23 protein-coding genes and 1 pseudogene are annotated in these 22,468 nt (G+C 73.1%); 10 read left to right on the top strand and 14 right to left on the bottom strand.

Annotation, left to right across the window (positions count from 1 at the left end; all coding sequences use genetic code 11):
* Nucleotide 1 precedes the first annotated feature (1 nt).
* From cysD to ACX25U_RS07755, 8 genes are all read right to left on the bottom strand, one after another.
* Entirely contained in the window at nucleotides 2-946 is a 945-nt protein-coding gene (cysD, locus tag ACX25U_RS07790; protein WP_454389941.1) for a sulfate adenylyltransferase subunit CysD, read from the bottom strand.
* Nucleotides 943-1,479 carry an adenylyl-sulfate kinase gene (gene cysC, locus ACX25U_RS07785; RefSeq protein WP_454389939.1) on the bottom strand — a complete coding sequence of 179 codons (537 nt, stop codon included), beginning with the start codon at nucleotides 1,477-1,479 and terminating at the stop codon, nucleotides 943-945. The genes cysD and cysC overlap by 4 nt, the downstream gene beginning before the upstream one ends.
* A gap of 26 nt (nucleotides 1,480-1,505) precedes the next feature.
* Complete coding sequence (locus ACX25U_RS07780; protein WP_454389937.1) at nucleotides 1,506-2,216, bottom strand: phosphoadenylyl-sulfate reductase; 711 nt, start codon at nucleotides 2,214-2,216, stop codon at nucleotides 1,506-1,508.
* Entirely contained in the window at nucleotides 2,213-2,395 is a 183-nt protein-coding gene (locus ACX25U_RS07775) for a hypothetical protein (RefSeq protein ID WP_454389935.1), read from the bottom strand. The genes ACX25U_RS07780 and ACX25U_RS07775 overlap by 4 nt, the downstream gene beginning before the upstream one ends.
* On the bottom strand, nucleotides 2,392-4,083 hold the full coding sequence (locus tag ACX25U_RS07770; protein ID WP_454389933.1) for a nitrite/sulfite reductase: 1,692 nt from the start codon (nucleotides 4,081-4,083) through the stop codon (nucleotides 2,392-2,394). The genes ACX25U_RS07775 and ACX25U_RS07770 overlap by 4 nt, the downstream gene beginning before the upstream one ends.
* A gap of 382 nt (nucleotides 4,084-4,465) precedes the next feature.
* Nucleotides 4,466-5,038: a GNAT family N-acetyltransferase gene (locus ACX25U_RS07765; protein WP_454389931.1), complete on the bottom strand. Its 573-nt coding sequence runs from the start codon at nucleotides 5,036-5,038 to the stop codon at nucleotides 4,466-4,468.
* Between the two features lie 87 nt (nucleotides 5,039-5,125).
* Nucleotides 5,126-6,463, bottom strand: a complete 1,338-nt coding sequence (locus ACX25U_RS07760) for a hypothetical protein (RefSeq protein WP_454389929.1) — start codon at nucleotides 6,461-6,463, stop codon at nucleotides 5,126-5,128.
* A 464-nt stretch (nucleotides 6,464-6,927) separates the two neighbouring features.
* Nucleotides 6,928-8,562 carry an acyl-CoA dehydrogenase family protein gene (locus tag ACX25U_RS07755; protein WP_454389927.1) on the bottom strand — a complete coding sequence of 545 codons (1,635 nt, stop codon included), beginning with the start codon at nucleotides 8,560-8,562 and terminating at the stop codon, nucleotides 6,928-6,930.
* Between the two features lie 297 nt (nucleotides 8,563-8,859).
* Between ACX25U_RS07755 and ACX25U_RS07750 the strand changes: the two genes are divergently transcribed.
* The gene (locus tag ACX25U_RS07750; RefSeq protein WP_454389925.1) at nucleotides 8,860-10,062 is read left to right on the top strand and encodes a YihY/virulence factor BrkB family protein; all 1,203 of its coding nucleotides are present in this window, start codon (nucleotides 8,860-8,862) and stop codon (nucleotides 10,060-10,062) included.
* A 73-nt stretch (nucleotides 10,063-10,135) separates the two neighbouring features.
* Here the strand turns inward: ACX25U_RS07750 and ACX25U_RS07745 are convergent, their stop codons facing one another.
* Nucleotides 10,136-11,104, bottom strand: a complete 969-nt coding sequence (locus ACX25U_RS07745; RefSeq protein ID WP_454389923.1) for a LysR substrate-binding domain-containing protein — start codon at nucleotides 11,102-11,104, stop codon at nucleotides 10,136-10,138.
* Between the two features lie 35 nt (nucleotides 11,105-11,139).
* Here ACX25U_RS07745 and ACX25U_RS07740 point away from each other — a divergent pair, with 35 nt between their 5' ends.
* Nucleotides 11,140-12,231 (top strand): YeiH family protein, encoded by a 1,092-nt coding sequence (locus ACX25U_RS07740; protein ID WP_454389921.1) that lies wholly within the window; start codon nucleotides 11,140-11,142, stop codon nucleotides 12,229-12,231.
* A gap of 28 nt (nucleotides 12,232-12,259) precedes the next feature.
* Here ACX25U_RS07740 and ACX25U_RS07735 read toward each other — a convergent pair whose 3' ends face one another.
* Nucleotides 12,260-13,099: an NAD(P)H-binding protein gene (locus ACX25U_RS07735; protein WP_454389919.1), complete on the bottom strand. Its 840-nt coding sequence runs from the start codon at nucleotides 13,097-13,099 to the stop codon at nucleotides 12,260-12,262.
* 81 nt (nucleotides 13,100-13,180) lie between these two features.
* On the opposite strand from ACX25U_RS07735, the gene ACX25U_RS07730 reads away from it, so the two are divergent.
* Nucleotides 13,181-14,143, top strand: a complete 963-nt coding sequence (locus ACX25U_RS07730) for a cupin domain-containing protein (RefSeq protein WP_454389917.1) — start codon at nucleotides 13,181-13,183, stop codon at nucleotides 14,141-14,143.
* 10 nt (nucleotides 14,144-14,153) lie between these two features.
* Nucleotides 14,154-14,870 carry a helix-turn-helix domain-containing protein gene (locus tag ACX25U_RS07725; protein WP_454389915.1) on the top strand — a complete coding sequence of 239 codons (717 nt, stop codon included), beginning with the start codon at nucleotides 14,154-14,156 and terminating at the stop codon, nucleotides 14,868-14,870.
* On the opposite strand, the gene ACX25U_RS07720 is transcribed toward ACX25U_RS07725, so the two are convergent.
* A complete protein-coding gene (locus ACX25U_RS07720; protein ID WP_454389913.1) occupies nucleotides 14,853-15,254 on the bottom strand; it encodes a VOC family protein in 402 nt (133 codons plus the stop codon). The two genes, ACX25U_RS07725 and ACX25U_RS07720, sit on opposite strands and share 18 nt — an antisense overlap.
* Before the next feature lie 99 nt (nucleotides 15,255-15,353).
* Between ACX25U_RS07720 and ACX25U_RS07715 the strand changes: the two genes are divergently transcribed.
* Nucleotides 15,354-16,007, top strand: coding sequence for a ThuA domain-containing protein (locus ACX25U_RS07715; protein WP_454389911.1), 654 nt, complete (start codon nucleotides 15,354-15,356; stop codon nucleotides 16,005-16,007).
* A gap of 25 nt (nucleotides 16,008-16,032) precedes the next feature.
* Here the strand turns inward: ACX25U_RS07715 and ACX25U_RS07710 are convergent, their stop codons facing one another.
* Nucleotides 16,033-16,590 carry a helix-turn-helix domain-containing protein gene (locus ACX25U_RS07710; protein WP_454389909.1) on the bottom strand — a complete coding sequence of 186 codons (558 nt, stop codon included), beginning with the start codon at nucleotides 16,588-16,590 and terminating at the stop codon, nucleotides 16,033-16,035.
* A gap of 132 nt (nucleotides 16,591-16,722) precedes the next feature.
* Between ACX25U_RS07710 and ACX25U_RS07705 the strand changes: the two genes are divergently transcribed.
* Together ACX25U_RS07705 and ACX25U_RS07700 are read left to right on the top strand one after the other, a co-directional pair.
* A complete protein-coding gene (locus tag ACX25U_RS07705; protein WP_454389907.1) occupies nucleotides 16,723-16,938 on the top strand; it encodes a PLD nuclease N-terminal domain-containing protein in 216 nt (71 codons plus the stop codon).
* A 138-nt stretch (nucleotides 16,939-17,076) separates the two neighbouring features.
* Nucleotides 17,077-18,651, top strand: a complete 1,575-nt coding sequence (locus ACX25U_RS07700; protein WP_454389905.1) for a carboxylesterase/lipase family protein — start codon at nucleotides 17,077-17,079, stop codon at nucleotides 18,649-18,651.
* Between the two features lie 23 nt (nucleotides 18,652-18,674).
* Here ACX25U_RS07700 and mmuM read toward each other — a convergent pair whose 3' ends face one another.
* Nucleotides 18,675-19,589, bottom strand: coding sequence for a homocysteine S-methyltransferase (gene mmuM / locus ACX25U_RS07695; protein ID WP_454389903.1), 915 nt, complete (start codon nucleotides 19,587-19,589; stop codon nucleotides 18,675-18,677).
* Between the two features lie 59 nt (nucleotides 19,590-19,648).
* Here mmuM and ACX25U_RS07690 point away from each other — a divergent pair, with 59 nt between their 5' ends.
* From ACX25U_RS07690 to ACX25U_RS07680, 3 genes and pseudogenes are all read left to right on the top strand, one after another.
* Nucleotides 19,649-20,017: a VOC family protein gene (locus tag ACX25U_RS07690; RefSeq protein WP_454389901.1), complete on the top strand. Its 369-nt coding sequence runs from the start codon at nucleotides 19,649-19,651 to the stop codon at nucleotides 20,015-20,017.
* A gap of 50 nt (nucleotides 20,018-20,067) precedes the next feature.
* Nucleotides 20,068-20,524, top strand: a pseudogene (locus ACX25U_RS07685) (hypothetical protein).
* Nucleotides 20,521-21,303 (top strand): isocitrate lyase/PEP mutase family protein, encoded by a 783-nt coding sequence (locus tag ACX25U_RS07680; protein ID WP_454389899.1) that lies wholly within the window; start codon nucleotides 20,521-20,523, stop codon nucleotides 21,301-21,303. The pseudogene ACX25U_RS07685 and the gene ACX25U_RS07680 overlap by 4 nt, the downstream one beginning before the upstream one ends.
* 58 nt (nucleotides 21,304-21,361) lie before the next feature.
* On the opposite strand, the gene ACX25U_RS07675 is transcribed toward ACX25U_RS07680, so the two are convergent.
* Complete coding sequence (locus tag ACX25U_RS07675; RefSeq protein ID WP_454389897.1) at nucleotides 21,362-22,447, bottom strand: lytic polysaccharide monooxygenase; 1,086 nt, start codon at nucleotides 22,445-22,447, stop codon at nucleotides 21,362-21,364.
* Nucleotides 22,448-22,468 lie beyond the last annotated feature (21 nt).

Below are 22,468 nucleotides of genomic sequence, written 5' to 3'. Positions count from 1 at the left end.
GTTAGAAGTACCCCTCGCGCTTGCGGTCTTCCATCGCGGCCTCGGAGAGCTTGTCGTCGGCCCGGGTGGCGCCGCGCTCCGTCAGGCGTGACGCGGCGATCTCGGCGATCACCTTCTCGATGGTGTCGGCGTCGGAGTCGACGGCGCCGGTGCAGGACATGTCGCCGACCGTGCGGTAGCGCACCAGCCGCTTCTCGACCCGCTCGCCGTCCTTGGGGCCGCCCCAGTCACCGGCCGTCAGCCACATGCCGCCCCGCGAGAAGACCTCGCGCTCGTGGGCGTAGTAGATCTCCGGCAGCTCGATGTCCTCGCGGGCGATGTACTGCCACACGTCCAACTCGGTCCAGTTGGACAGCGGGAACACCCGGACGTGCTCGCCGGGCGCGTGCCGTCCGTTGTAGAGGTTCCACAGCTCGGGCCGCTGGCGGCGCGGGTCCCACTGGGAGAACTCGTCCCGCAGCGAGAACACCCGCTCCTTGGCGCGCGCCTTCTCCTCGTCGCGGCGTCCGCCGCCGAAGACCGCGTCGAACCGCTCGCTCTGGATCTTCTCGGTCAGCGGCAGGGTCTGCAGCGGGTTGCGGGTGCCGTCCGGGCGCTCCTTGAGGACACCGCGGTCGATGTAGTCCTGCACGGAGGCGACGTGCAGGCGCAGGTTGTGCCGGGCCACCGTGCGGTCCCGGTAGGCGATGACCTCGGGGAAGTTGTGCCCGGTGTCCACGTGCAGCAGCGAGAAGGGGATGGCGGCCGGGGCGAACGCCTTCAGCGCCAGGTGCAGCATGAGGATGGAGTCCTTGCCGCCGGAGAACAGCAGCACCGGGTTCTCGAACTCGCCCGCCACCTCGCGGAAGATGTGCACCGCCTCGGACTCGAGGGCGTCCAAGTGGGAGAGGGCGTACGGGCTTTCCGTGCCCTCGTCGCCCTCCTTGACCCTGGCGGCGGTCGTCATGCCAGTCCCCTTTCGCTGAGCAGGGCGTACACGGAGGTCGCGGACTCCTGGACGGTCCGGTGCTGCGACTCGATGCGCAGGTCCGGTGAGACGGGCTCCTCGTACGGGTCGTCGACGCCGGTCAGGCCGGTCAGCTCGCCGGCGGCCTGCTTGGCGTACAGGCCCTTCACATCGCGCACCGAGCACACCTCGACCGGGGTGGCCACGTGCACCTCGACGTACGCGGTCCCGTTCTCCTCGTGCCGCTTGCGCACCGCGTCCCGGCTGTCCGCGTACGGCGCGATCACCGGGACCAGCGCCAGCACGCCGTTGCGGGCGAGCAGTTCCGCGACGAAGCCGATGCGCTGCACGTTGGTGTGCCGGTCCTCGCGGCTGAAGCCGAGGCCCGCGGAGATGAACTCGCGGATCTCGTCGCCGTCGAGCACCTCGACGCGGTGGCCCTCCGCGCGCAGCCGCCCGGCCAGCTCGTACGCGATGGTGGTCTTGCCGGCGCTCGGCAGACCCGTGAGCCAGACGGTGGCTCCGGTCGTCACGTGTGTCTCCTGAATCCGTGTCATGGTCAGCCGTGCAGCCCGCACTCGGTCTTGGCGCTGCCCGCCCAGCGGCCGGCGCGCGCGTCCTCGCCCTCGAGGAGGCGCCGCGTGCAGGGCGCGCAGCCGATCGAGCCGTAGCCGTCCATCAGCAACGGGTTGGTGAGGACGCCGTGTTCGACGACGTAGGCGTCCACGTCGTCCTGGGTCCAGCGGGCGATGGGGGAGACCTTGACCTTCTGCCGCTTCTCGTCCCAGCCGACCACCGGGGTGTTCGCCCGGGTCGGGGACTCGTCGCGGCGCAGTCCGGTCGCCCACGCCCGGTAGCCCCTGAGGCCCTCCTCGAGGGGCCGCACCTTGCGCAGCCTGCAGCACAGGTCGGGGTCGCGGTCGTGCAGCTCGGGGCCGTACTCGGCGTCCTGTTCGGCGACCGTCCGCCTCGGGGTGAGGGTGATGACGTTGACGTCCATCACGGCCTCGACCGCGTCGCGGGTGCCGATGGTCTCCGGGAAGTGGTAGCCGGTGTCGAGGAACACCACGTCCACGCCGGGCATGGCGCGGGAGGCGAGGTGGGCGACCACCGCGTCCTCCATCGAGGAGGTCACGCAGAACCGCTTGCCGAAGGTGCCGGCCGCCCACTGGAGGATCTCCAGGGCGGAGGAGTCCTCCAGATCACGGCCGGCCCGCTCGGCCAGCGCCTTCAACTCGACTGCCGTATCGGTTTCCTGAACGGTCGTCATGTCTGCTCGTTCCCTTTGTGGTCGGCCTGCCGCACACCCCGGGCCAGCAGCCCGAGGAACTTCAGCTGGAAGCCCCGGTTGCACGCCGCGCATTCCCAACTGCCGTGGCCCTGCTCGCCGGGACGCAAGTCCTCCTCGCCGCAGTACGGGCAGTGGAAGGGCGCAGCCCGCTCGCTCACGACAGCGCCTCCTCGGAGGCACGGGCGGCCCAGGTGGCGAACCGCTCCCCGTCCTCGCGCTCGGCCTGGAAGCGCTTGAGGACGCGCTCGATGTAGTCGGGCAGTTCGTCCGCCGTGACCTTCAGACCGCGCACCTTGCGGCCGAAGCCGGGCTCCAGGCCGAGCGCACCGCCCAGGTGCACCTGGTAGCCCTCCACCTGCTCGCCCTTGTCGTTCAGGACCAGCTGGCCCTTCAGGCCGATGTCCGCCACCTGGATACGGGCGCAGGCGTTCGGGCAGCCGTTGAGGTTGATGGTGATCGGTTCCTCGAAGTCGGGCAGGCGGCGCTCGAGTTCGTCGATCAGCTGGGAGCCGCGCGCCTTGGTCTCGACGATGGCGAGCTTGCAGAACTCGATGCCGGTGCAGGCCATGGTGCCGCGCCGGAACGAGGACGGCCGGGCGGTCAGGTCCAGCGCCTCCAGGCCGTCGACCAGCGAGTCGACCTGGCCCTCCTCGACATCGAGAATGATCATCTTCTGCTCGACGGTGGTACGGACCCGCCCGGAGCCGTGCGCCTCGGCCAGTTCGGCGATCTTCGTCAGCGTGGCGCCGTCGACCCGGCCGACCCGGGGGGCGAAGCCGACGTAGAAGCGGCCGTCCTTCTGCCGGTGCACACCGACGTGGTCGCGCCACTGCTGGACGGGCTGCTCGGGGGCGGGTCCGTCGACGAGCCTGCGCTTCAGGTACTCGTCCTCCAGCACCTGGCGGAACTTCTCCGCACCCCAGTCGGCGACCAGGAACTTCAGCCGGGCCCGGTTGCGCAGCCGGCGATAGCCGTAGTCGCGGAAGATCGACAGGACGCCCTCGTAGACGTCCGGGACGTCCTCGATCGGCACCCAAGTGCCCAGCCGCACGCCCAGCTTGGGGTTGGTGGACAGACCGCCGCCCACCCACAGGTCGAAGCCCGGCCCGTGCTCGGGGTGGCGCACGCCGACGAACGCGACGTCGTTGATCTCGTGCACCACGTCCAGCAGCGGGGAGCCGGAGACGGCCGTCTTGAACTTCCTCGGAAGGTTCGAGTACGCCTTGTTGCCGAGGACGCGGCGTGTCATCTCCTCCAGCGCCGGGGTGGCGTCGATGATCTCGTCCTCGGCGATGCCGGCGACCGGCGAGCCGATCATCACGCGCGGGGTGTCGCCGCAGGCGGTGACCGTGGACAGACCGACCGCCTCCAGCCGGTCCCAGATCTCGGGCACGTCCTCGATCCGGATCCAGTGGTACTGGACGTTCTGCCGGTCGGTGATGTCGGCCGTACCGCGCGCGAACTCCTGCGAGATCTCGCCGATCACTCGCAGCTGCTGCGTCGTCAGCCGGCCGCCGTCGATGCGGACCCGCATCATGAAGTAGCGGTCGTCCAGCTCCTCCGGCTCCAGGACCCCGGTCTTGCCGCCGTCGATCCCGGGCTTGCGCTGGGTGTACAGACCCCACCAGCGCATCCGGCCCCGCAGGTCGTTGGGGTCGATGGAGTCGAAACCGCTCTTGGAGTAGATCGTCTCAATGCGTGTCCGCACGTTGAGACCGTCGTCGTCCTTCTTGAACTGTTCGTTGCCGTTGAGCGGGGTCAGATGCCCCACGGCCCACTGTCCTTCGCCGCGGTGACGGCTCACCTTGCGGCGGGGCGCGACGGAGTTCTGCGGGGAGGCAGCCATGGTCGATACGTCCTTCGGGACAGCGGGAATGCGGCTCTGAACCTGCACGGGTGCAGGCGCATGGGCGGGCAGGCGCACATGCGCGTCATCGCGCAGGCAGGGGGAAAACAGAGAAAAGCAGGAGAAACCGGTGGTGCTGGGATCCGCGGCGTCAAGCCACCGCGGGGGAGGTCAGCAGGCCGGACAGATGGCGCTGGACATGCGGCCGTGGTCGACGTGCCGTCGGCTCACCAAGGCGATTCCAGTTCCAGACATGACGAAAGCGTGGCATGGAGATCTGGACAGCGTCCAGCATCGTCCGCGATGCGGACACCCTTGTCCCGGAATTCGAGACAAGGGTGTCATGTGTCACACGGGCCGCGGAGGCCGGCGCCCGCGCGGCTCAGGCCGGGTACGCCCCCGGCCAGGGGCCCGGAGTCGGAACGTCCGGTTCCTCCTCGATCTTGGTGTCGAAGAGCTTGAAGCCGCGGCGCCGGTAGTTGTCCATCGCGTGCTCGCCGTCCTTGCTGCACGTGTGCAGCCACACCCGCTTCGTCGGCGGCCGCCCCGGCAGGCGGTCGGCCAGGTCCCAGGCGCGGGCGGTGCCGTACGACAGCAGGTGACCGCCGATGCGGCGGCCGCGGAAGGCCCGGATCAGCCCGAAGTAGACGATCTCCACGACGCCCTCGTCCTGCGCCTCCAGCTCGACGTAACCCGCCGGCGTGCCCCGCTCGTACGCCACCCACGTCTCGACATCCGGACGTTCCAGGTACTCCCGCCACTGCGCGTACGTCCAGCCCAGCCGGTCCGTCCAGCGGATGTCGGCGCCGACCGAGGCGTACAGGAACCGGCTGAACTCGGGGGAGGGCACCTCGGACCGGACGACTTGTACGTCCCCCTCGGGCGCGGCGGCCGGCAGGAGGTCGTCGGGGGAGGTCTGCTCCAGGGACCAGGTGGTCACGGCGATGCTCGTCATGCCGGTCAGGGAATCATCCGTTCCGGGTCGCTGTCGATCGGGGGTGTCCCGTCTCACGCGGACCCGTTCGCCCCAGGGCCCGGCGCCCTACCGCATCTCCCGGTCGACCGAGGACAGCGGCAGCGCGAACAGCATGCGGCCCGACAGGGACCAGACGTCGCCGGTCTCCTCCCAGTAGGACAGGGAACCGGTGCCGTCGCCCCAGCACCGGTGGGTGTCCGCGGCGCCGCACTCGACCGCCTTCGCACCCCGCCGGTCCTGCCGCCACAGCACGCCGTGGGTGCCCTCGCCCGCGGGGCGGCCCAGGTACCAGTCGGGGGACGCGGAGGGGCCCGTCCGGCGGGACAGCACGCCCCGGACGTCGTCCGCCTTCGACTCGTACGCCTCGTCCGTGGCCGCCGTGCCGGAGGAGTCGGTGGCCAGCAGACCGGAGCGGGCGGGGTCCCGGCTGAAGGAGTAGCGCCACAGAACCGTGCGGCCGTCGCTGTCCGCGGGTGCCGCCTGGCCGGCGACCAGGCTTTCCGGCGCGGAGCTGCGGTCCAGGGAGAGGCTGTCCGGACAGGGCAGGCCGGAGCGGTCCGGCCCGGACGCCTCGACGCAGTTGCCGTCGGCCGGGCGGTAGGAGGCGACCGCGGGCAGCACCCACCGGTAGCCGTTCGCGGACCAGCCGCCGGGCACGCGGCCGACGGCCTCGCTGCCGACCGTGGCGCGCTGGATGCGGTGCAGATCGTAGACGTACAGCGCGTCGCGCTCGGCGCCGGAGGTGGTGACCAGCAGCTTGTCCCGGTACCAGACCATTCCCGACACCCGCGAGACCAGCCCCCGGTAGTCGCGTCCGCCGTCGACCGGGACGACGAGCAGCGCCCAGGTGTAGGTGAGGTGGTCCGGGTCGTCGGCGTTGACGAACGCCACCCGGGCCAGGCCGCGGCCGGCGCCGGCGTCGTGCGACCAGCCGGAGAGGATCACCCGGTGGGAGCCCCACCGGCCGTCGTCGTCGGCGTCCCCGGAGGTGGTCACCGACTCCGGCTGCCACCGGCGGGTGGCGGCATCGGCGGTGTCCCAGCAGTACGCGCGCGTGGCCGCCGGTTCGACCGGCAGCGCCTTCTTCTCCTCGGTGCTGCACTGGTCAGCGGTGCGCAGTGTGCGGTCGGCGCTGCCCAGTACCGTGGCGACGCCGACCGGCCGGCCCATCGCCGCGGCGAGCCGGTCCAGGGACCGCTGCGGGACGGGCTGTTCGGTCAGCCGCAGCCGGCCGAGCTCGGCGGACGAGGTGAGCGGCTTCAGGGCGCCGGGGTTGTCGGCGACCGTGGCCTGCGAGGTGCTGATCAGGGTGGCCGCCGCGGTCAGCGCGAGGCCGGTTCCGGCCAGGGCCGCGCGCAGCGCCCTGCCCCGTCTGCGCCTGCGGTGTCTGCCGCGCTGCTTCATGCAGCCCCCTTTTTTCAGGGCTCGGTTCGCCTCCGGGCGCCCCTGGGTCCTCTTCGAGGCGGGCCCAACTGCTCCGGTTGGTTCGAGCGTTGACCGAGGAGCAGGTGGGGCGACCCGTAGGCGATGCTACGGCAGTCCTGGCCGTTGGAGGAGGAAGACCCGGCAAATACGCGGAAGATGCCACCCTGGGGCCACTCGGGGCACCTCACCGGGAGGCCTCGGGCCACCTCGCCCGCACCCCTCGGGACAGAACTCGCCCGGATACCGCCGACTCGGGACAGCGGTCACACAACCCGGCGGAACACAACCCGTTGCAACCCTGGTGGACGGGCGTGTGCTGGTTGAAACTTGTCCAGCGTCGCCGAGTGCGGCGCACACGGCCCGCGAAGGGCCGGCACAGCGGGGGTGGTGCCGTGTCGGCGCAGCACCACCCCCGCGCCGTACCCCACCGTCCGCGCGCCCCGTCAGTGCACCGGGCGCGCCCGCTCCACCACCGCCGCCAGATTCAGCGTGTGCGGCAGCGTGCCGAAGGCCGCACCCCACTCACCGCCCAGTCGTGAGGCGCAGAACGCGTCGGCGACCTCCGGCGGCGCGTACCGCACCAGCAACGCCCCCTGGAGCACCAGCGCCAGCCGCTCGGCCAGCCGCCGGGCCCGGGCCTCCACGCCCTCCAGATCGGCCAGTTCGGTCAGCAGGTTCTTGATCGCCGCGTCCAGCCGGTGGTCGGCGCCGCGCGCCCGGCCCACCTCCCGCAGATACGCGTCGAGCGCCCCCGGCTCCCGCCGCAGCGCGCGCAGCACGTCCAGCGCCTGTACGTTCCCGGCGCCCTCCCAGATGGAGTTGAGCGGCGACTCCCGCACCAGACGGGGCATCCCGGACTCCTCCACGTACCCGTTGCCGCCCAGGCACTCGGCGGCCTCCACCGCGACCGGCGCGCACCGCTTGGTCACCCAGTACTTGGCGGCCGGCACCGCCAGGCGCAGGAAGGCCCGCTCCTGCTCGCCGCCGTCGTCACAGGCGGCCGCGAGCCGCAGCCCGAGGGTCGTCGCCGCCTCCGACTCCAGCGCGAGGTCGGCCAGCACATTGCGCATCAGCGGCTTGTCGATCAGCGGCCCGCCGAAGGCCGAACGGTGCGTGCAGTGGTGCACCGCCTGCGCCACCGCCTGCCGCATCAGCCCCGCCGAGCCGAGCACGCAGTCGAGGCGGGTCGCCGCCACCATCCCGATGATGGTGCGCACCCCGCGCCCCTCCTCGCCGACCCGGCGCGCCCAGGTCCCGTCGAACTCCACCTCACCGGAGGCGTTCGACCGGTTGCCCAGCTTGTCCTTCAGCCGCTGGATCAGGAACACGTTCCGCGTGCCGTCCGCCAGCACGCGCGGCACCAGGAAGCAGGTGAGCCCTCCCGGAGCCTGCGCCAGCACCAGGAACCCGTCCGACATCGGCGCCGAGCAGAACCACTTGTGCCCGGTCAGCTCGTAGGCGCCGTCCTCGGCGAGCGGCCGCGCCGAGGTGGTGTTCGCCCGTACGTCGCTGCCGCCCTGCTTCTCGGTCATGCCCATCCCGAACAGCGCCCCGGCCTTCAGACGGGCGGGCCGCAGTTCGCGTTCGTAGATCATGGACGTCAGCCGCGGCTCCCACTCGACCGCCAGTTCCGGGTCGGTGCGCAGCGCGGGCACGGCCGCGTGGGTCATCGACAGCGGGCAGCCGTTGCCGGCCTCGGCCTGCGTCCACACGAGAAACCCGGCCGCCCGCCGCACATGCCCCGCCGGACGGTTCCAGGCCGCGGTCAGCCCGGCCGAGACGCCCTTGCCGAGCAGCCGGTGCCAGGCCGGGTGGAACTCGACCTCGTCGACGCGGTGGCCGTAGCGGTCGTGCGTGTGCAGCCGCGGCGGGTTGTCATTGGCCTGCGCGGCCCACTCCTGCACCTGGGCCGAGCCGGCGGACCGCCCGAGCGCCGACAGCTCCCCGCGGACCTCCTCGAGCAGACCGGCCTCGACGTGCCGCTCGACCGCCCCGACCAGGGCACGGTCGGCGGCGAAGACGTCGTAGCCGGCCAGCGGGGGCGCCTGGTTGGTCACGGTGTGGGTGCTGGCTGCCATCTGTCTCCTAGCGAGGGAACCGCCGGCTTCAGCCGGTGGGAGAACCGCTTCCTGGGTTGTGGTAGTTTCCGGGCGTCCCGTCAGGGATCGGTTCGGGCTGGACCGCAGCCTTCGGGTTGGAAGCCCCCTCCTTCGAGGTGGGGAGCGGAGTCACGGAACGGAACCTACCCCTGGTATGGCTCCGTCACCAGATGGAAGGCACCCGCCGTCCGGCTGTACCCCGGACGCGGGCGTCCTGCCTGGTGGCCGCCCCTGGGGGAGGAGTTGGGCGGGCCCCGGCGGGGATACCTTTAGGTCGTGCAGTCAGCCAGTGAATCCCCCGACAGGCCGTCCGGCCGCCTCCACCGGGCACGAGCCACCTACCGGAACGTATCCAAACGCAGGATCGCCTGGCTGCTGCTGAAGGACACCGTCAATTCGTGCATGGAGTACCGGATCCTGGGACTCGCGGCCGAGGCGGCGTTCTTCTCCCTGCTGTCCGTGCCCCCGCTGCTGCTCAGCCTGATCGGGCTGCTCGGTTACGTCGACGCCTGGACCGGCGCCGACACCATCGCCAGCGTGCAGCGCAACATCCTCGACGCCTCCCGCACGGTCCTGTCCGACCAGGGCGTGAGGGACATCGCGCAGCCGATCCTGCAGGACGTGACCAAAGGCGGCAGACCCGACGTGATCTCCATCGGGTTCGTGATCGCCCTGTGGTCGGGCTCGCGCGCGGTGAACGTCTTCATCGACACCATCACCGTGATGTACGGCCTCGACGGCGTGCGCGGCATCGTCAAGACCCGGCTGCTGGCCTTCGGGCTGTTCATCGTGGCCCTGCTGATCGGCTCGGTGGCGCTGCCGCTGATGGTGGCCGGCCCGGACGCGGTGGTGCGGATCGTGCCGTGGTCGACGACCGTCGTCCAGGTCCTGTACTGGCCCGTCGTCATCGTGCTGTCCGTCGTCTTCCTGACCACGCTGTACCACGTGTCGGTGCCGGTGCGCTCGGCGTGGATCGAGGACGTACCCGGCGCCCTGGTCGCCCTGGCCATGTGGGTGGTGTGCAGCTTCCTGCTGCGCATCTACCTCACCAGCACCGTCGAGGGCCCGACCATCTACGGCTCCCTGGCCGCGCCGGTCGCCGTGCTGCTGTGGATCGGTGTGTCCGCGTTCGCCGTGCTCGTCGGGGCCGCGGTCAACGCCGCCATCGACCGGGTCTGGCCGGCCGCCGCCACGGCCGCGGCCCGCGAGGCCAACGAGCGGGTGCGCGAGGCACAGATCGCCGAGTACGTCGCCCGCGCCGCCGCGGCCCGCGAGGGCGACCCCGACGACCCCGACGACCCGGACGACCCGGACGACCCGGACATGCCGTCGGAGTTCCCCGAGCGCTGGTCGCGGTTCCTGCCGCCGGAGGACGTGACCGCACGGCTGCGGTCCCACATGAAGAACACCCAGCACGCCAACGGCGCCCAGGGCTCCCCGAAGAACGGGGAGAACGGCTCCCCACCGCCCCCGAAGTAGCCCGTCGGCCCGCTGCCCACCCGGCGCATGCCTGTCGGTGACCGCCCTGCCCGCCACCGTCCCGGGCCGGTCCCTACCGCCGTGGCGGTGGCCCGCCGGTCACCGCCCTGCGGGCCACCGCCACCAGTTCCGCCGCCGGGCCCACCAGTCGCCGCCCGGTCGGCCAGACCGCACGCAGCTCGCGCGTGAGGTCGATCCCCGCGATGCCGACGGCGACCAGCCGGCCCTCGGCGATGTCCCCGCGGACGGCCAGCTCGCTCAGGACGGACGGGCCGGTGCCGGCGATCACCGCGCCGCGCACGGCGGCCGTCGAGCCCAGCTCCACCAGCGGCCGGGCACGCTCGCAGTCGGCCAGGTGCAGGGCGCGGTCCAGGGTCTGCCGGGTGCCGGAGCCCCTCTCGCGCAGCACCAGCGGCGTACGGGACAGCTCCCGCGCGGACAGCGGCTCGCGCAGGCGCGCCCACGGGTGACCGGGGTCGACCACGACGACGAGCCGGTCCTCGGCCACCTGCCGCGTCGACATCACGCGCGCCAGGCGCGGCCCCTCGATGAACCCGACGTCGGCCTCTCCCGACTCGACCAGCCCGGGCACGTGCTCGCTGTTGGTCACCCGCAGCCCGATGTACAGCTCGGGCCGGCGGCTCCGCAGCTCGCTGATCCAGGCCGGCAGCAGATACTCCGCGATGGTCAGGCTCGACGCGACGCGCAGCTCCGCCTCCCGCCGGGCGCGCAGCTTCCCGGCACCGGCGAGCAGCTCGTCCAGCTCGTCCAGGACCCGCCGGGCGTGCCCCGCGACGACCTGCCCGGCGAGCGTGAGCCGGGAGCCGCGGCGAGTGCGGTCGACGAGCACCAGCCCCAGCCCGCGCTCCAGCGTGGACAGCCGGCGGCTGGCGGACGGCTGCGAGATCCGCAGCCGCTCGGCCGCCCGGCCCAGGCTCCCCAGGTCGGCGACGAGGACGAGGAGGCGCAGCGACTCCAGGTCGGGGGTGCGGAGAGGGAGGGAGGCGGTGCGGGGCTGCGGGGACGCGGGTGGCTCTGTCACAGCGCCAGCGTATGAGTCACTCATGCGGTCTCGCTATGAGCTCCTGCTCGATCAAGGGCTACAACGGCTCCGCGTCGGCGCCCACAGTGGTGATCATGAACGAAGCGAACTCCTGTCCAGCCCCCCGCACCGCCCGTCTTCCCGGCCTGGCCCTCGCCGCCGGCATCGCCGTCGTCGCCACCGCGCTGGGTCGGCCGGCCCCGCTGGTCGGCGGCCCGGTGGCCGGGATCGTGCTCGGGGTGCTGGTGGCGGTCGTCGTACGGCCCGGGGCGCGGTTGCGGCCGGGGATCGCGTTCGCCGGACGCGGGGTGCTTCAGGCCGCGGTGGTCGTACTGGGTGCCCAGATGTCCCTGGGCCAGGTGCTGCGGGTCGGCGTCGGCTCGCTGCCGGTGATGATCGTCACCCTCGCCGCCTGCCTGGCCGCGGCGTACTGGATCGGGCGCCGCCTGGGCATCGTCGGCGACCTGCGCACCCTGATCGGCGTCGGCACCGGCATCTGCGGCGCCTCGGCGATCGCGGCGGTCACGCCGGTCATAGGCGCCGCGGAGGCCGAGGTGGCGTACGCGGTCTCCACGATCTTCGTCTTCAACATCGCCGCGGTCCTGACCTTCCCCGTCCTCGGACACCTGCTGGGCATGAGCCAGCACGCCTTCGGGCTCTTCGCGGGCACCGCCGTCAACGACATGTCGTCGGTCGTCGCCGCCGCCACCACCTACGGCGGCCCGGCGGCGGACCACGCGGTCGTGGTCAAGCTGGCCCGCACCCTGCTGATCATCCCCATCTGCCTGGGCCTCGCCGCCCTCGCCCGCCGCCGCGCGCGGACGCCGGCCGGCACGGACGGCACCCCCGGCCCGGTGCGCGTCGGCCGGCTGGTCCCCTGGTTCCTGGTCGGCTTCCTCGTCCTGGCCTCGGCCAACACCGCCGGTCTCGTCCCGTCCGGCGCGCACGGCCCGCTCGGCACGCTCGCCGTGTTCCTGATCACCGTCGCCCTGTCCGCGATCGGCCTGTCCACCGAACCCGCCCGGCTGCGCCGCACCGGCCCCGCACCGCTGCTCCTCGGCGGCTGCCTGTGGCTGGTGGTGACCGTCACCAGTCTGGCCGCCCAGTTCCTGACCGGGCACCTCTGACGACAGGTCCGGAGGGCCGCGGTCGCCGCTACGGCCGCTTCCACGTCCCCTCGGCCGCCAGCCGGCGGGCGAAGCCGGTGAAGTCGCGCGGCTCGCGGCCCAGGACGCACCGCACCCCGTCGGACACATGGGCGTTGCGCCCGTCCAGCAGCGTGCCGAACAGGCCGACCAGGAACTCGGCCTCCTCGGGGGGCGTACCGAAGCCCACCAGCCGCTCCCCGTAGTCGCGGACCGGCACCGCCCGGTAGGTCAGCGCCCGTCCGCTCGCCCGGGCGATCTCCGCCACCGCCTGCCCGAACGTCAGCAGTCGCGGCCCGGACACCTCGAGCGTCCGCCCGGCGTACCGGTCGCCCGCCGTGAGCACGGCCACCACCACGTCCGCGAGGTCCTCCAGATCCACGAACGGCTCGGGCACCTCCCCGCCCGGGAAGACCAGCTCGCCGGTGTGCCGCAGCTCCTCGCCCAGCGGCCCCTCGCTGAGGTTCTGCGCGAACCAGGCGGCCCGCAGGACCGTCCAGTCGGCTCCCGACTCCCGCAACGCCTCCTCGGCCGGCCGGGCCTGGTCCTCACCCCGCGCCGACAGCAGCACCAGCCGCCGTACGCCGAGGGACACCGCCTCGCGGGCGAGCAGGCCGACCGCGGGACCCGCGTCCGGGACGCCGATGTCCGGCGGGTACACCAGGTACGCCGCGTCCGCACCCCGCAGCACCGCCGCCCACGTGTCCGGGTCCCGCCAGTCGAAGCCGTGTGCCCGAGAGACCGGCCGTACGCGCAGCCCGGCCGCCTCCGCGGCCCGCGCCACCCTGCTCCCGGTCCGGCCCGAGGCGCCGGTCACCACCACCGTCATGTTCCGTGTGTCCTGTGTCATACGGTCAGTCAACTCCCGTGCGGCGAAAGGGGACATGGCCGAGCGGCTCACCCGCATACGCGTGCGTCTACGCTGCTTGCCATGGACGCACTGGCCCGGCTGCTGGAGGGCCCCCGAGCGCGGGGCGCCTTCATGATCCGCGCGTGTTTCGACCCGCCGTGGAGCGTGCGCGTCGAGGACCGGGCCCCGCTGACGGTGATGCTGATGGTGCGCGGCGACGCCTGGATCGTGCCGGACGAGGGGGAACGCGTCCGGCTGCGCGCCGGCGACCTCGCCGTCGCGCGCGGCCCCGGCGCGTACACCTGCGCCGACGATCCCGCGACCGCGCCGCAGGCGCTGATCCTGCCGGGCGGCGAGTGCCGCCACCCCGACGGCCGGTCCCTCAACGGCTCCATGGACCTGGGCGTGCGCAGCTGGGGCGACCGGCTGGACGGCGGCACGTTGATGCTGATCGGGACCTACCCGGTGCGGGGCTCGGTGGGCGACCGGCTCCTGGATGCCCTGCCGCCGCTGCTGTCCATGACCCCCGACGACTTCGGCTCGCCGCTCACCCCGCTGCTGACGACGGAGATCGTGCGTGACGAGCCGGGCCAGGAAGTCGTCCTCGACCGCCTCCTCGACCTGCTGGTCATCGCCGCGCTGCGGGCCTGGTTCGCCCGCCCGGAGACGGCGGCACCCGCCTGGTACCGGGCGCTCGCGGACCCCGTCGTCGGCCCGGTGCTGCGCCTGGTCCAGAACAAACCGGCGCACCCGTGGACCGTGGCCGAGCTCGCCGCCAGGGCCGGTGTGTCCCGGGCGGCGCTCGCCCGCCGCTTCACCACGGTCGTCGGGGAACCGCCGATGGCGTACCTCACCGGCCGGCGCCTCGACCTGGCCGCCGACCGCCTGCGCGACAGCGACGACACCCTCGCCGCCATCGCCCGCCAGGTCGGCTACGGCAGCGCCTTCGCCCTCTCCAGCGCCTTCAAACGGTTCCACGGCATCAGTCCGCAGGAGCACCGGACGCGGGCGGCGCGCTCCGGCGGGGGCGACGGCGAGGCATAGTCTTGCCCGCGTGACTGTCGAGACGGCCGTGCGCACGTCCGGGTACGTGGAACGTCCTTCCCGCCTGCCCGGCGCGGTCGTGTGGCGCAACACCCCGGTCGCCTCCGGGGCACGCCCCGTGCTGCCCGACGGCTGTATGGACCTGCTGTGGAGCGAGGGCCGGCTGCTCGTCGCCGGCGCGGACACGCGCGCGTACGACCCCTCCGGTCCGCCCGCGCTCTGGGCCGGCCTGCGGTTCTTCCCCGGCACGGCGCCCGGCTACCTCGGCGTGCCCGCGCACGAGCTGCGCGATCGGCGCGTCGACCTCGCCGAACTGTGGTCGGCCGCGGTGGTCCGGCGGCTGCGCGGACGTCTGGACGCGGCGCGGGACCCGGCAGCCGTACTCGAGGAGGTGGCCCTGGAGCGGGCGGCCGTGACCGGCCCGCCCGACCCGCTGCTGCGGCACCTCGTCGCGGCCCTGGACGCGGGCCGCCCGGTGGGTGCCACCGCCGACGAACTCGGCCTCGGGGCCCGTCGGTTGCACCGACGCTCGCTGGCCGCCTTCGGCTACGGCCCCAAAACGCTGGCCCGGGTGCTGCGTCTGCAGCGGGCGCTCGCGCTGGCCCGGGCGGGGGTGCCGTTCGCCGAGACCGCGGCCCGCGCGGGCTTCGCCGACCAGGCGCACCTGGCCCGCGACGTGCGGGAGCTGGCCGGGATGCCGCTGAGCGGTCTACTCGCCCTCGGGTAGCGGTGCGAACAGGTCGACGCCGTTGCCGTCCGGGTCGTGCACGACGGCGTACCGCTGGCCCCAGAAGGCGTCCCACGGTTTGAGCTCCCCGTGGTACCCGGCGCCGACCAGGTCCTCGTACATGGCGTCGACGCCGGCGGGTGTCTCGCAGCGGAAGGCGAGCGAGGCCCGGCCGCCCCCGCCCGGTGGCCGCCGGCCGGGGTGGAAGGACCGGATGGTCTCCTCGGTGTCCAGGGCGAGTGTCAGCCCGCCGGGCAGCTCGGCCTCGACGTGCGGCTGCTGCTCGGCGCCCTCGGGGAAGACGAGCCCGAGCCGGCGGTAGAAGGCAAGCGATGCGGCCAGGTCGGAGACGACCAGACCGATCACGGCGAATCGTGGAGTCATGCGGTCACCGTAGGCGCGGCCGCGACGAGCGGTCTTGAAGGAATCGGACACGAACACGACGGAGTCCCGCGCGGGGCCGGCCGCGTAAGGTCGTCCGCCATGACCCGCCGACTCCTCGTCCACACCCGCACCACCGCCTACCGCCACGACTCCATCCCGGACGCCGTGGCCGCCCTGCGCGCCTTCGGCGGGTTCGAGGCCGAGCACACCGAGGACCCCGCGGCCCTCGAACGGCCCCTGGAGCCGTACGCCGCCGTCGTCTTCCTCTCCACCAGCGGCGAGGTGCTCACCCCGGCCGGACGGGAGCGCCTCGCGGAGTACGCCGAGCGGGGCGGCGGGTTCGTCGGTGTGCACGCGGCGGCCTGCACCGAGTACGACTGGCCGTACTACGGCGAACTGCTCGGCGCCCGGTTCGCCCGGCACCCCGAGTACCAGCCCGGCCGGGTCCTGGTCGAGGACCGCGAGCATCCGGCCACCCGGCATCTGCCCGCCGTATGGGCCTTCACCGACGAGTGGTACGACTTCCGCACCAACCCGCGGGGTGCGGTACGGGTACTCGCCCGCGCCGACGAGTCGTCGTACCGCGGCGGCGGCATGGGTGCCGACCACCCCCTGGTGTGGTGCCGCGAACAGGGGCTGGGCCGCGTGTTCTACACGGCCCTCGGCCACGCCTCCGAGGCGTACGCGGCCCCGGACTTCCTCGCCCACCTGCGCGGTGGGATCGAGTGGGCGGCGGAGCCTGCCGACCGGTGACGCGCGTCCCCGTGCGAACTCGTCGTCAGCCGTCGTCCCCGCTGGTCCCGCCGGGATTGTCCTCACCGGGCAGCAGCACCGTCGCGAGGATGCGCCGCCTGCGCCCCGGACCGGGCGGGACCGCCAGGCGGGGCTGGAGCACCCGGACCAGGTCCCTCAGCATCTCGGCGTACTCGGCGTCGTCGAGCCACATCCCGGCCAGGTTGTAGGTGGCCCCGTCGCGCACCGGGTCGACGTCCTCGCGCGCGAGGTAGCGGTCGGCGTCACCGAGGAGGCCGGCGACGAACGCCATGAAGGCGTTGCGGTGGTCCTCGGGACTCATCCGCGCGACCTCGTCCGGGGACATCCTCGCCGCGGCCGCCCGCAGTACATACGTGCGCTCCACGGCACCGCGCACCTGCCGCTCCGCCACGACCATCAGCACCCCGGCGTCCACGAGACGGGCCACATGGCGGTACAGGCTCGTGGAGGGAACGTCGGACAGTTCCTCCCCGAGCGCGCCGGTGGTCAGCGCCCGGTCACCGAGGAAGGCCTGCACGATCCGCAGCCGGACCGGGTGGAGGAGGAGATCAGCGGAGGTCACGACGCCACACTAATGGTCGTTTGGTTCCGTTGCTGGTAATGTTCCCATGAGTGGGATTGGTGGAGCCTCGGAGCTCGCCCCCGTCCCACACGTGAGCACCGCGTCCGTACCGTCCGTCCGAAAGAGCGTCCCGTGCCGGCCGACTCCTTCTCCTCGCCGCCGCCCACGCCCTGGGTCGCGATCGTGCCGCTGGTGGCGATCCTTCCCGCCGTCTGGTGCATGCTCGACATCTCACGGCACCCCGACACCCGGCAGTTCTCGCCGCAGGCGTGGCTGGCCATCTGCGCCTTCGGGAACGTGTTCGGCCTGATCGCCTACCTCCGGTTCGGCCGGAGCGAGGACCGGTAGCCGTCCGGCCTGCCGTACCCGCCCTCGCGTCCGAACAGCGGTATCCGCAGGCCGTGCGCCGGAATACCGGGAGACGATGAAGCGCTCCGGTGTTACCGGATTACCGGATGACGAGCGCGGCGAAGGGCTGGTGGGCGTATGACGGCAGACCAGACGGACCCCGTGGTCACGACCCTCTACGGGGCGGTACGCGGCAGACACGAGCACGGGGTGGCCGTGTTCCGCGGCATCCCGTACGCCGCACCCCCCTTCGGCCCCCGGCGGTTCCGGCCGCCGGTCCCGCCCGGGCCCTGGGACGGCGTGCGCGACGCGGGCTCCTTCGGCCCCACCGCGCCGAAGCCGCCGTACTCGGAGGCCTTCGCGCAGTACCTGTCCGACCCGGTCGTCCCCGGCGACGACTGTCTCAACCTCAACGTGTGGACGCCCGAGCCGGACCCGGGCGCCCGGCTCCCCGTCATGGTGTGGCTGCACGGCGGCGCGCTGACCCGCGGCTCCTCGGCCGTCCCGGTGTACGACGGGCGCACCTTCGCCCGCGACGGGGTCGTCCTCGTCTCCGTCAACTACCGGCTGGGCGTGGAGGGCTACGGACTGTTCCCGGACGCCCTCGCCAACCCCGGCCTGCGCGACCAGCTCGCCGCGCTGCGCTGGGTCCACGAGTCGATCGGGGCCTTCGGCGGCGACCCCGGCCGGATCACCCTGGCCGGCCAGTCGGCCGGGGCCATCAGCATCGGCGCCCTGATCGCCGCCCCGCAGGCCCAGGGCCTGTTCCGGCGGGCCGTCCTGCAGAGCGGTCCGCCGGAGGCGTCCGACCGAGACAAGGTACGGCGGATGGTGCGGCGTATGGCGACCCGGCTGAAGGTGCCCGCCACCGCCGAGGCCTTCGCCGCCGTCGACCGGGACCTGCTGCTGCGCACCCAGGCCGAGGTCGGCCGGCTCGGCAGCCCGGTCCTCGGCGGACCCGCCTTCGGCATCGTCGTCGACGGCGACCTCGTGCCGCGCGACCCGCTTCAGGCGCTGGTGGAGGGGGGCGCGGCGCGCGGCGCCGACCTCCTCATGGGCTGGACCCGCGACGAGTACCGGCTGTGGCTGGTCCCCGGCGGCCTGCTGGAGCGCGTCGACCGGCTCGGTCCGGTCGCGCTGGCCGGGGCCATGGCCCGCTGCCACTGCGGGCACGAGGTGGTCCGCGGCTACCGCGCCCTGCATCCCGGGGCCGGTCCCGCCGAGATCGTCGGCCAGCTGGTCACCGACCACCTGCTGCGCCGCCCACTGCACCACCTGGCCGACGCCCGCCCGGGCCCGTCGTACGTCTACGAGTTCGCCTGGCCCTCGCAGCTGCCCGGCCTCGGCGCCTGCCACGCCCTGGAGCTGGGCTTCGTCTTCGACTCCGGCGACCTCCCGGACTCCCGCAGGCTCGCCGGGGAGGGCGCCCCGCAGGAACTGGCCGACGCCATGCACGCGGCCTGGGTCCGCTTCGCCACCGACGGCGACCCCGGCTGGCAGCCCTGGGACACCACCCACCCGGTACGCGTCTTCAGTGACGGCCCCCCGCACACCGCCCACGGCCCGCGCGACGCCGAACTCGCCCTCTGGACGGCCGACACCACCCCTGTTCCGGAGCCGCCGCCCCCACCCGAGGGCACCCGCGCCCGCACGGCGGAACTCCGCGCGGTGGTACGACGACTACGGCGGTCGGGCGGGGTGGGCGGCCGCTGACGCACAAGGGCGCCGCGGGACGGTTACCGGGCCGACAGGACCCGGGCGACCTGCGCGATCGCCTCCGGCCCCACCCGGCAGCAGCCGCCGATCAGCCGGGCGCCGGAGGCGCGCCACGCCTGGACCTGCTCGGGGCCGAAGGTGGAGCCGCCGGCCCACTTCCGGTTCCCGGCGTCCCAGGACTCACCGCTGTTGGGGTAGACCACGACCGGCTTGCCGGTGACCCTGGCGGCTGCCCTCACCGCGGCGGCCGCGTCGCCGGGCGCACAGCAGTTCACGCCGACCGCGATCACCTCGTCCGCGTCGGCGGCCAGGGCGAACGCCTCCTCCAGCGGCTGCCCGGCGCGGGTCCGGTCCCCGACGACGGTGTACGACAGCCAGGCCGGCACCCCGAGTCCGCGCACCGCCCGCAGCAGCGCCCGCGCCTCGTCGGTGTCGGGCACCGTCTCCAGCGCCAGCACGTCGGGCCGGGCATCGGCCAGTACCTCCAGCCGGGGCCGGTGGAACCGCTCCAGCTCCTCGACGGTGAGCCCGTAGCGCCCCCGGTACTCGGAGCCGTCCGCGAGCATCGCCCCGTAGGGCCCCGCCGACGCGGCCACCCACAGCGGCCGCGCCACCCCCTCCGCATACGCCCGCCGAGCCGCCTCACGCGCCAAATCCACGCTCAGCGCGATGAGTTCGGCCGCCCGGCCGCGTCCGATGCCACGCCTCTCGAACCCCTCGAACGTGGCCTGATAACTCGCGGTGATCGCCACGCTCGCCCCCGCCTCGAAGTACGCCAGATGGGCCTCGGTGATCGCCTCCGGCCGCTCGGCCAGCAGCCGCGCCGACCACAGCTCGTCACCCAGGTCGTACCCGGCCGACTCGAGCTGGTTGGACAGGCCGCCGTCGAGCACGACGGTCCCTGCGGCGAGGGTGGGGGAGATGGCTCCGCTCATGGGTGCTGCCGCCCTCTTATTCGGTATGCCGCCTCGGACGGTCCTGACAGAATCCTCCCATGACCTCTGCCATCCGCCACGTGACGATCGACTGCGCCGACGCCTACGCTCTGGGCACCTTCTGGTCCCAGGTCCTGGACCTTCCCATACACGAGGACGACAAGCCGGGGGACGAGGAGGCGCTCATCGAGGGCGCCGGCCTCCTCTTCGTCACCGTGACCGAGGCCAAGACCGTCAAGAACCGCGTGCACCTCGACCTCCAGCCCCAGGACCGCACCCGCGACGAGGAGGTCGAGCGGCTGCTCGCCCTCGGCGCCACGCTGGTCGCCGACCACCGCAACCCGGACGGCACGGGCTGGGCGGTGCTCGCCGACCCGGAGGGCAACGAGTTCTGCGTGGAGCGCAGCGTGCGTGAGCGGACGGGCTGAGCAGGACAGTTCGGCCGGCACCGAAGCAACTCGCCCCTAGCGTGGGCCGTATGGGCGAGACCGCTTACGAAACCCCCGCCGCAGCCGTCCCTCCATGGTCGACCACGTGCTCGAACTGGCCGCCACCTGGACCGCCTGGGACGGCACGCCGGCCCACGTCGACGACCGTGTGTACACCCCGCACAAGGCGATCCGCCGCGTCGCCGACCACATGATCGACCACCTGGCCGAGCTGGAGGCGCGGCTGGCGGGCGAGGAGCCCCGGCCCGACCACTGGCACGCCTCCGCGATCACGACCGAGGCCGACCGCGCGTCCTTCACCGCCGAGGACCTCGACGAGGCCCGCAGCCGCCTGACCCGGCCGGCCCGCATCTGGGCCAACCGCCTGGACGCGCTCACCGACGAACAGTTCGACCACTCGCCGGGCGAGGGGGGAGCTTCCGGGAACTCGCCCGCCACCTCGCCGAATCCACGTACTACGCCGATGCCGTGGGTGACCTCTCATGACCGCCTTCGCCGAACTCCACCACGCCGAACGGCCCCTGCTGCTGCCGAACGCCTGGGACCACGCCTCCGCCCTGTCCCTCGCCGCCCTCGGCTTCCCTGCCGTCGGCACCACCAGCCTCGGCGTCGCCGCCTCCGCCGGACTGCCCGACGGCGCCGCCGCGACCCGGGACGACACCCTCCGGCTCGCACTCGCCCTGGGCTCGCAGCCCTTCCTGCTCTCCGTCGACGCGGAGGGCGGGTTCAGCGACGACTCGGACGAAGTGGCCGAGTTTGCAAGGAAGTTGTGGGCGGCGGGAGCGTCCGGCATCAACCTGGAGGACGGACTCGGGCCGGCCGACCGGCACGCCGCGAAGATCGCCGCCGTCAAGTCCGCCGCACCCGGCCTGTTCGTCAACGCGCGCACGGACACGTACTGGCTGGGCGACGGGGAGGGCGACGAGACGGAGACGCTGCGCCGCCTCGACCTCTACCAACAGGCGGGAGCCGACGGCGTGTTCGTCCCCGGGCTGACCGAACCCCGGGCGATCGCCGCCCTCGTGAAGCACCTTGACGCGCCCCTCAACATCCTCTACTCCCCAGCCGGCCCCGCCGTCCCCCACCTCGCCGACCTCGGCGTACGCCGGATCAGCCTCGGCTCGCTGCTGTACCGGCGGGCGCTGGGCGCGGCCGTGGAGGCGATGGCCGCCGTCGCGGCCGGGCGTGCTCCGCAGGGCGCCGCCCCCTCGTACGAGCAGGTGCAGGCGCTCGGCCGGTCCGTCCTTCCACGCCGAGCACACTGATGACCGGGCGCGCCGGCGGGGTGCCGGCGCGCCCGGTGGGTGACGGACGCCGTGGGCGTCAGGAGGCGCCGCAGGTGATCGAACCGACCGGATAGTCGTTGCCCGTGGAGGTGGCGGTGAATCCGAAGGTGACACTGCCGTCGGGGGGAACGACTCGGTTGTAGTCGGCGTTCCTGACTGTGACCGTGCCGTCGGTGCCCGTGGTCAGGGAGCCGTTCCAGGCGTTGCTGATCTTGGTCCCGGCGCCGGGTTTCCACGTCACCGTCCAGCCGTTCAGCGGTGCCGTGCCGTGGTTCATCACTTCCACGGAACCCTGGAACCCACCGCCCCACGAGCTCTGCACGGTGTACACGGCCATGCAGGAGCCGGTGTGCGGGTCCGTCGGAGTCGGGGTCGGAGTGGGCGTGGGAGTCGGGGTCGGCGAGCCGGAGTTCCGGATGCCGGTCACCTCGCCGTGGCCGCCGTCGAAGACGATGTCCGAGCAGGAGAAGAAGTTCTCCTGGCTGTCGGACCGGACCCACTGGATGAAGACCAGCGCGTCGCCCGAGCGGCCGGAGGGCAGCTTCAGGTCCCAGTGGTAGTGACCGCCGTCGGTGCCCGGTGAACCCGTCTGGGGCGGGTTGGCGACCGTCTGGATCAGGTCCAGGTCGGCCCAGCGCAGCTGGGACGTGGGCGACCAGCCGGGCTTGGTCAGGTAGACGCGGAAGTCGCCCGGATGCGCGGCCCAGTTGCTGTACTGGACCTGCATCGTGGCCCCCGAGGTCAGATGGGTCCGGGGCCAGTCGCTGCGGGCGGCGTTGTAGGCGGCGAAGTCGTACGGCGAGCGGTTGCCCGCACTGCACAGGGTGCCGTCCGGCACGTAACCCGATCCCCGGCCGCCGGCGTTGGAGTCGAGCACGGCGAACCAGTTGTACAGGGCCGTGGCACCGCTCTTGTTCAGGGCGTCCCGGCAGGCGGGGTTCGTCGGGTCGAGGCTGCCGGTGGCGGTACGGGCGTCCAGGTAGCACAGGTAGGTGCGCGAACCGGGCATCATCGCCACGCCGTGCGCCTCGGCGCGGCCCTGACCTAGGAGGGTCAGGCCCAGTGCCGCGAGGAGGGTGGCGAAGGCCGCCGCCACCGAAAGGAGTCTGCTGCGTCGAGCCACGTTCGGTCCTTCCTTCCTGCT

The sequence above is a fragment of the Streptomyces sp. JNUCC 63 genome (genome assembly GCF_054366325.1).
This window is presented reverse-complemented; position numbering and strand designations above follow the sequence as displayed.

Bases quoted from the DNA above. Each gene is read 5' to 3' on its own strand.
- cysD (WP_454389941.1), bottom strand. From the start codon at position 946: ATGACGACCGCCGCCAGGGTCAAGGAGGGCGACGAGGGCACGGAAAGC.
- ACX25U_RS07780 (WP_454389937.1), bottom strand. From the start codon at position 2,216: ATGACGACCGTTCAGGAAACCGATACGGCAGTCGAGTTGAAGGCGCTG.
- ACX25U_RS07770 (WP_454389933.1), bottom strand. From the start codon at position 4,083: ATGGCTGCCTCCCCGCAGAACTCCGTCGCGCCCCGCCGCAAGGTGAGC.
- ACX25U_RS07765 (WP_454389931.1), bottom strand. From the start codon at position 5,038: ATGACGAGCATCGCCGTGACCACCTGGTCCCTGGAGCAGACCTCCCCC.
- ACX25U_RS07760 (WP_454389929.1), bottom strand. From the start codon at position 6,463: ATGAAGCAGCGCGGCAGACACCGCAGGCGCAGACGGGGCAGGGCGCTG.
- ACX25U_RS07755 (WP_454389927.1), bottom strand. From the start codon at position 8,562: ATGGCAGCCAGCACCCACACCGTGACCAACCAGGCGCCCCCGCTGGCC.
- ACX25U_RS07740 (WP_454389921.1), top strand. From the start codon at position 11,140: ATGAGCTCCTGCTCGATCAAGGGCTACAACGGCTCCGCGTCGGCGCCC.
- ACX25U_RS07735 (WP_454389919.1), bottom strand. From the start codon at position 13,099: ATGACACAGGACACACGGAACATGACGGTGGTGGTGACCGGCGCCTCG.
- ACX25U_RS07730 (WP_454389917.1), top strand. From the start codon at position 13,181: ATGGACGCACTGGCCCGGCTGCTGGAGGGCCCCCGAGCGCGGGGCGCC.
- ACX25U_RS07720 (WP_454389913.1), bottom strand. From the start codon at position 15,254: ATGACTCCACGATTCGCCGTGATCGGTCTGGTCGTCTCCGACCTGGCC.
- ACX25U_RS07715 (WP_454389911.1), top strand. From the start codon at position 15,354: ATGACCCGCCGACTCCTCGTCCACACCCGCACCACCGCCTACCGCCAC.
- ACX25U_RS07700 (WP_454389905.1), top strand. From the start codon at position 17,077: ATGACGGCAGACCAGACGGACCCCGTGGTCACGACCCTCTACGGGGCG.
- mmuM (WP_454389903.1), bottom strand. From the start codon at position 19,589: ATGAGCGGAGCCATCTCCCCCACCCTCGCCGCAGGGACCGTCGTGCTC.
- ACX25U_RS07690 (WP_454389901.1), top strand. From the start codon at position 19,649: ATGACCTCTGCCATCCGCCACGTGACGATCGACTGCGCCGACGCCTAC.
- ACX25U_RS07680 (WP_454389899.1), top strand. From the start codon at position 20,521: ATGACCGCCTTCGCCGAACTCCACCACGCCGAACGGCCCCTGCTGCTG.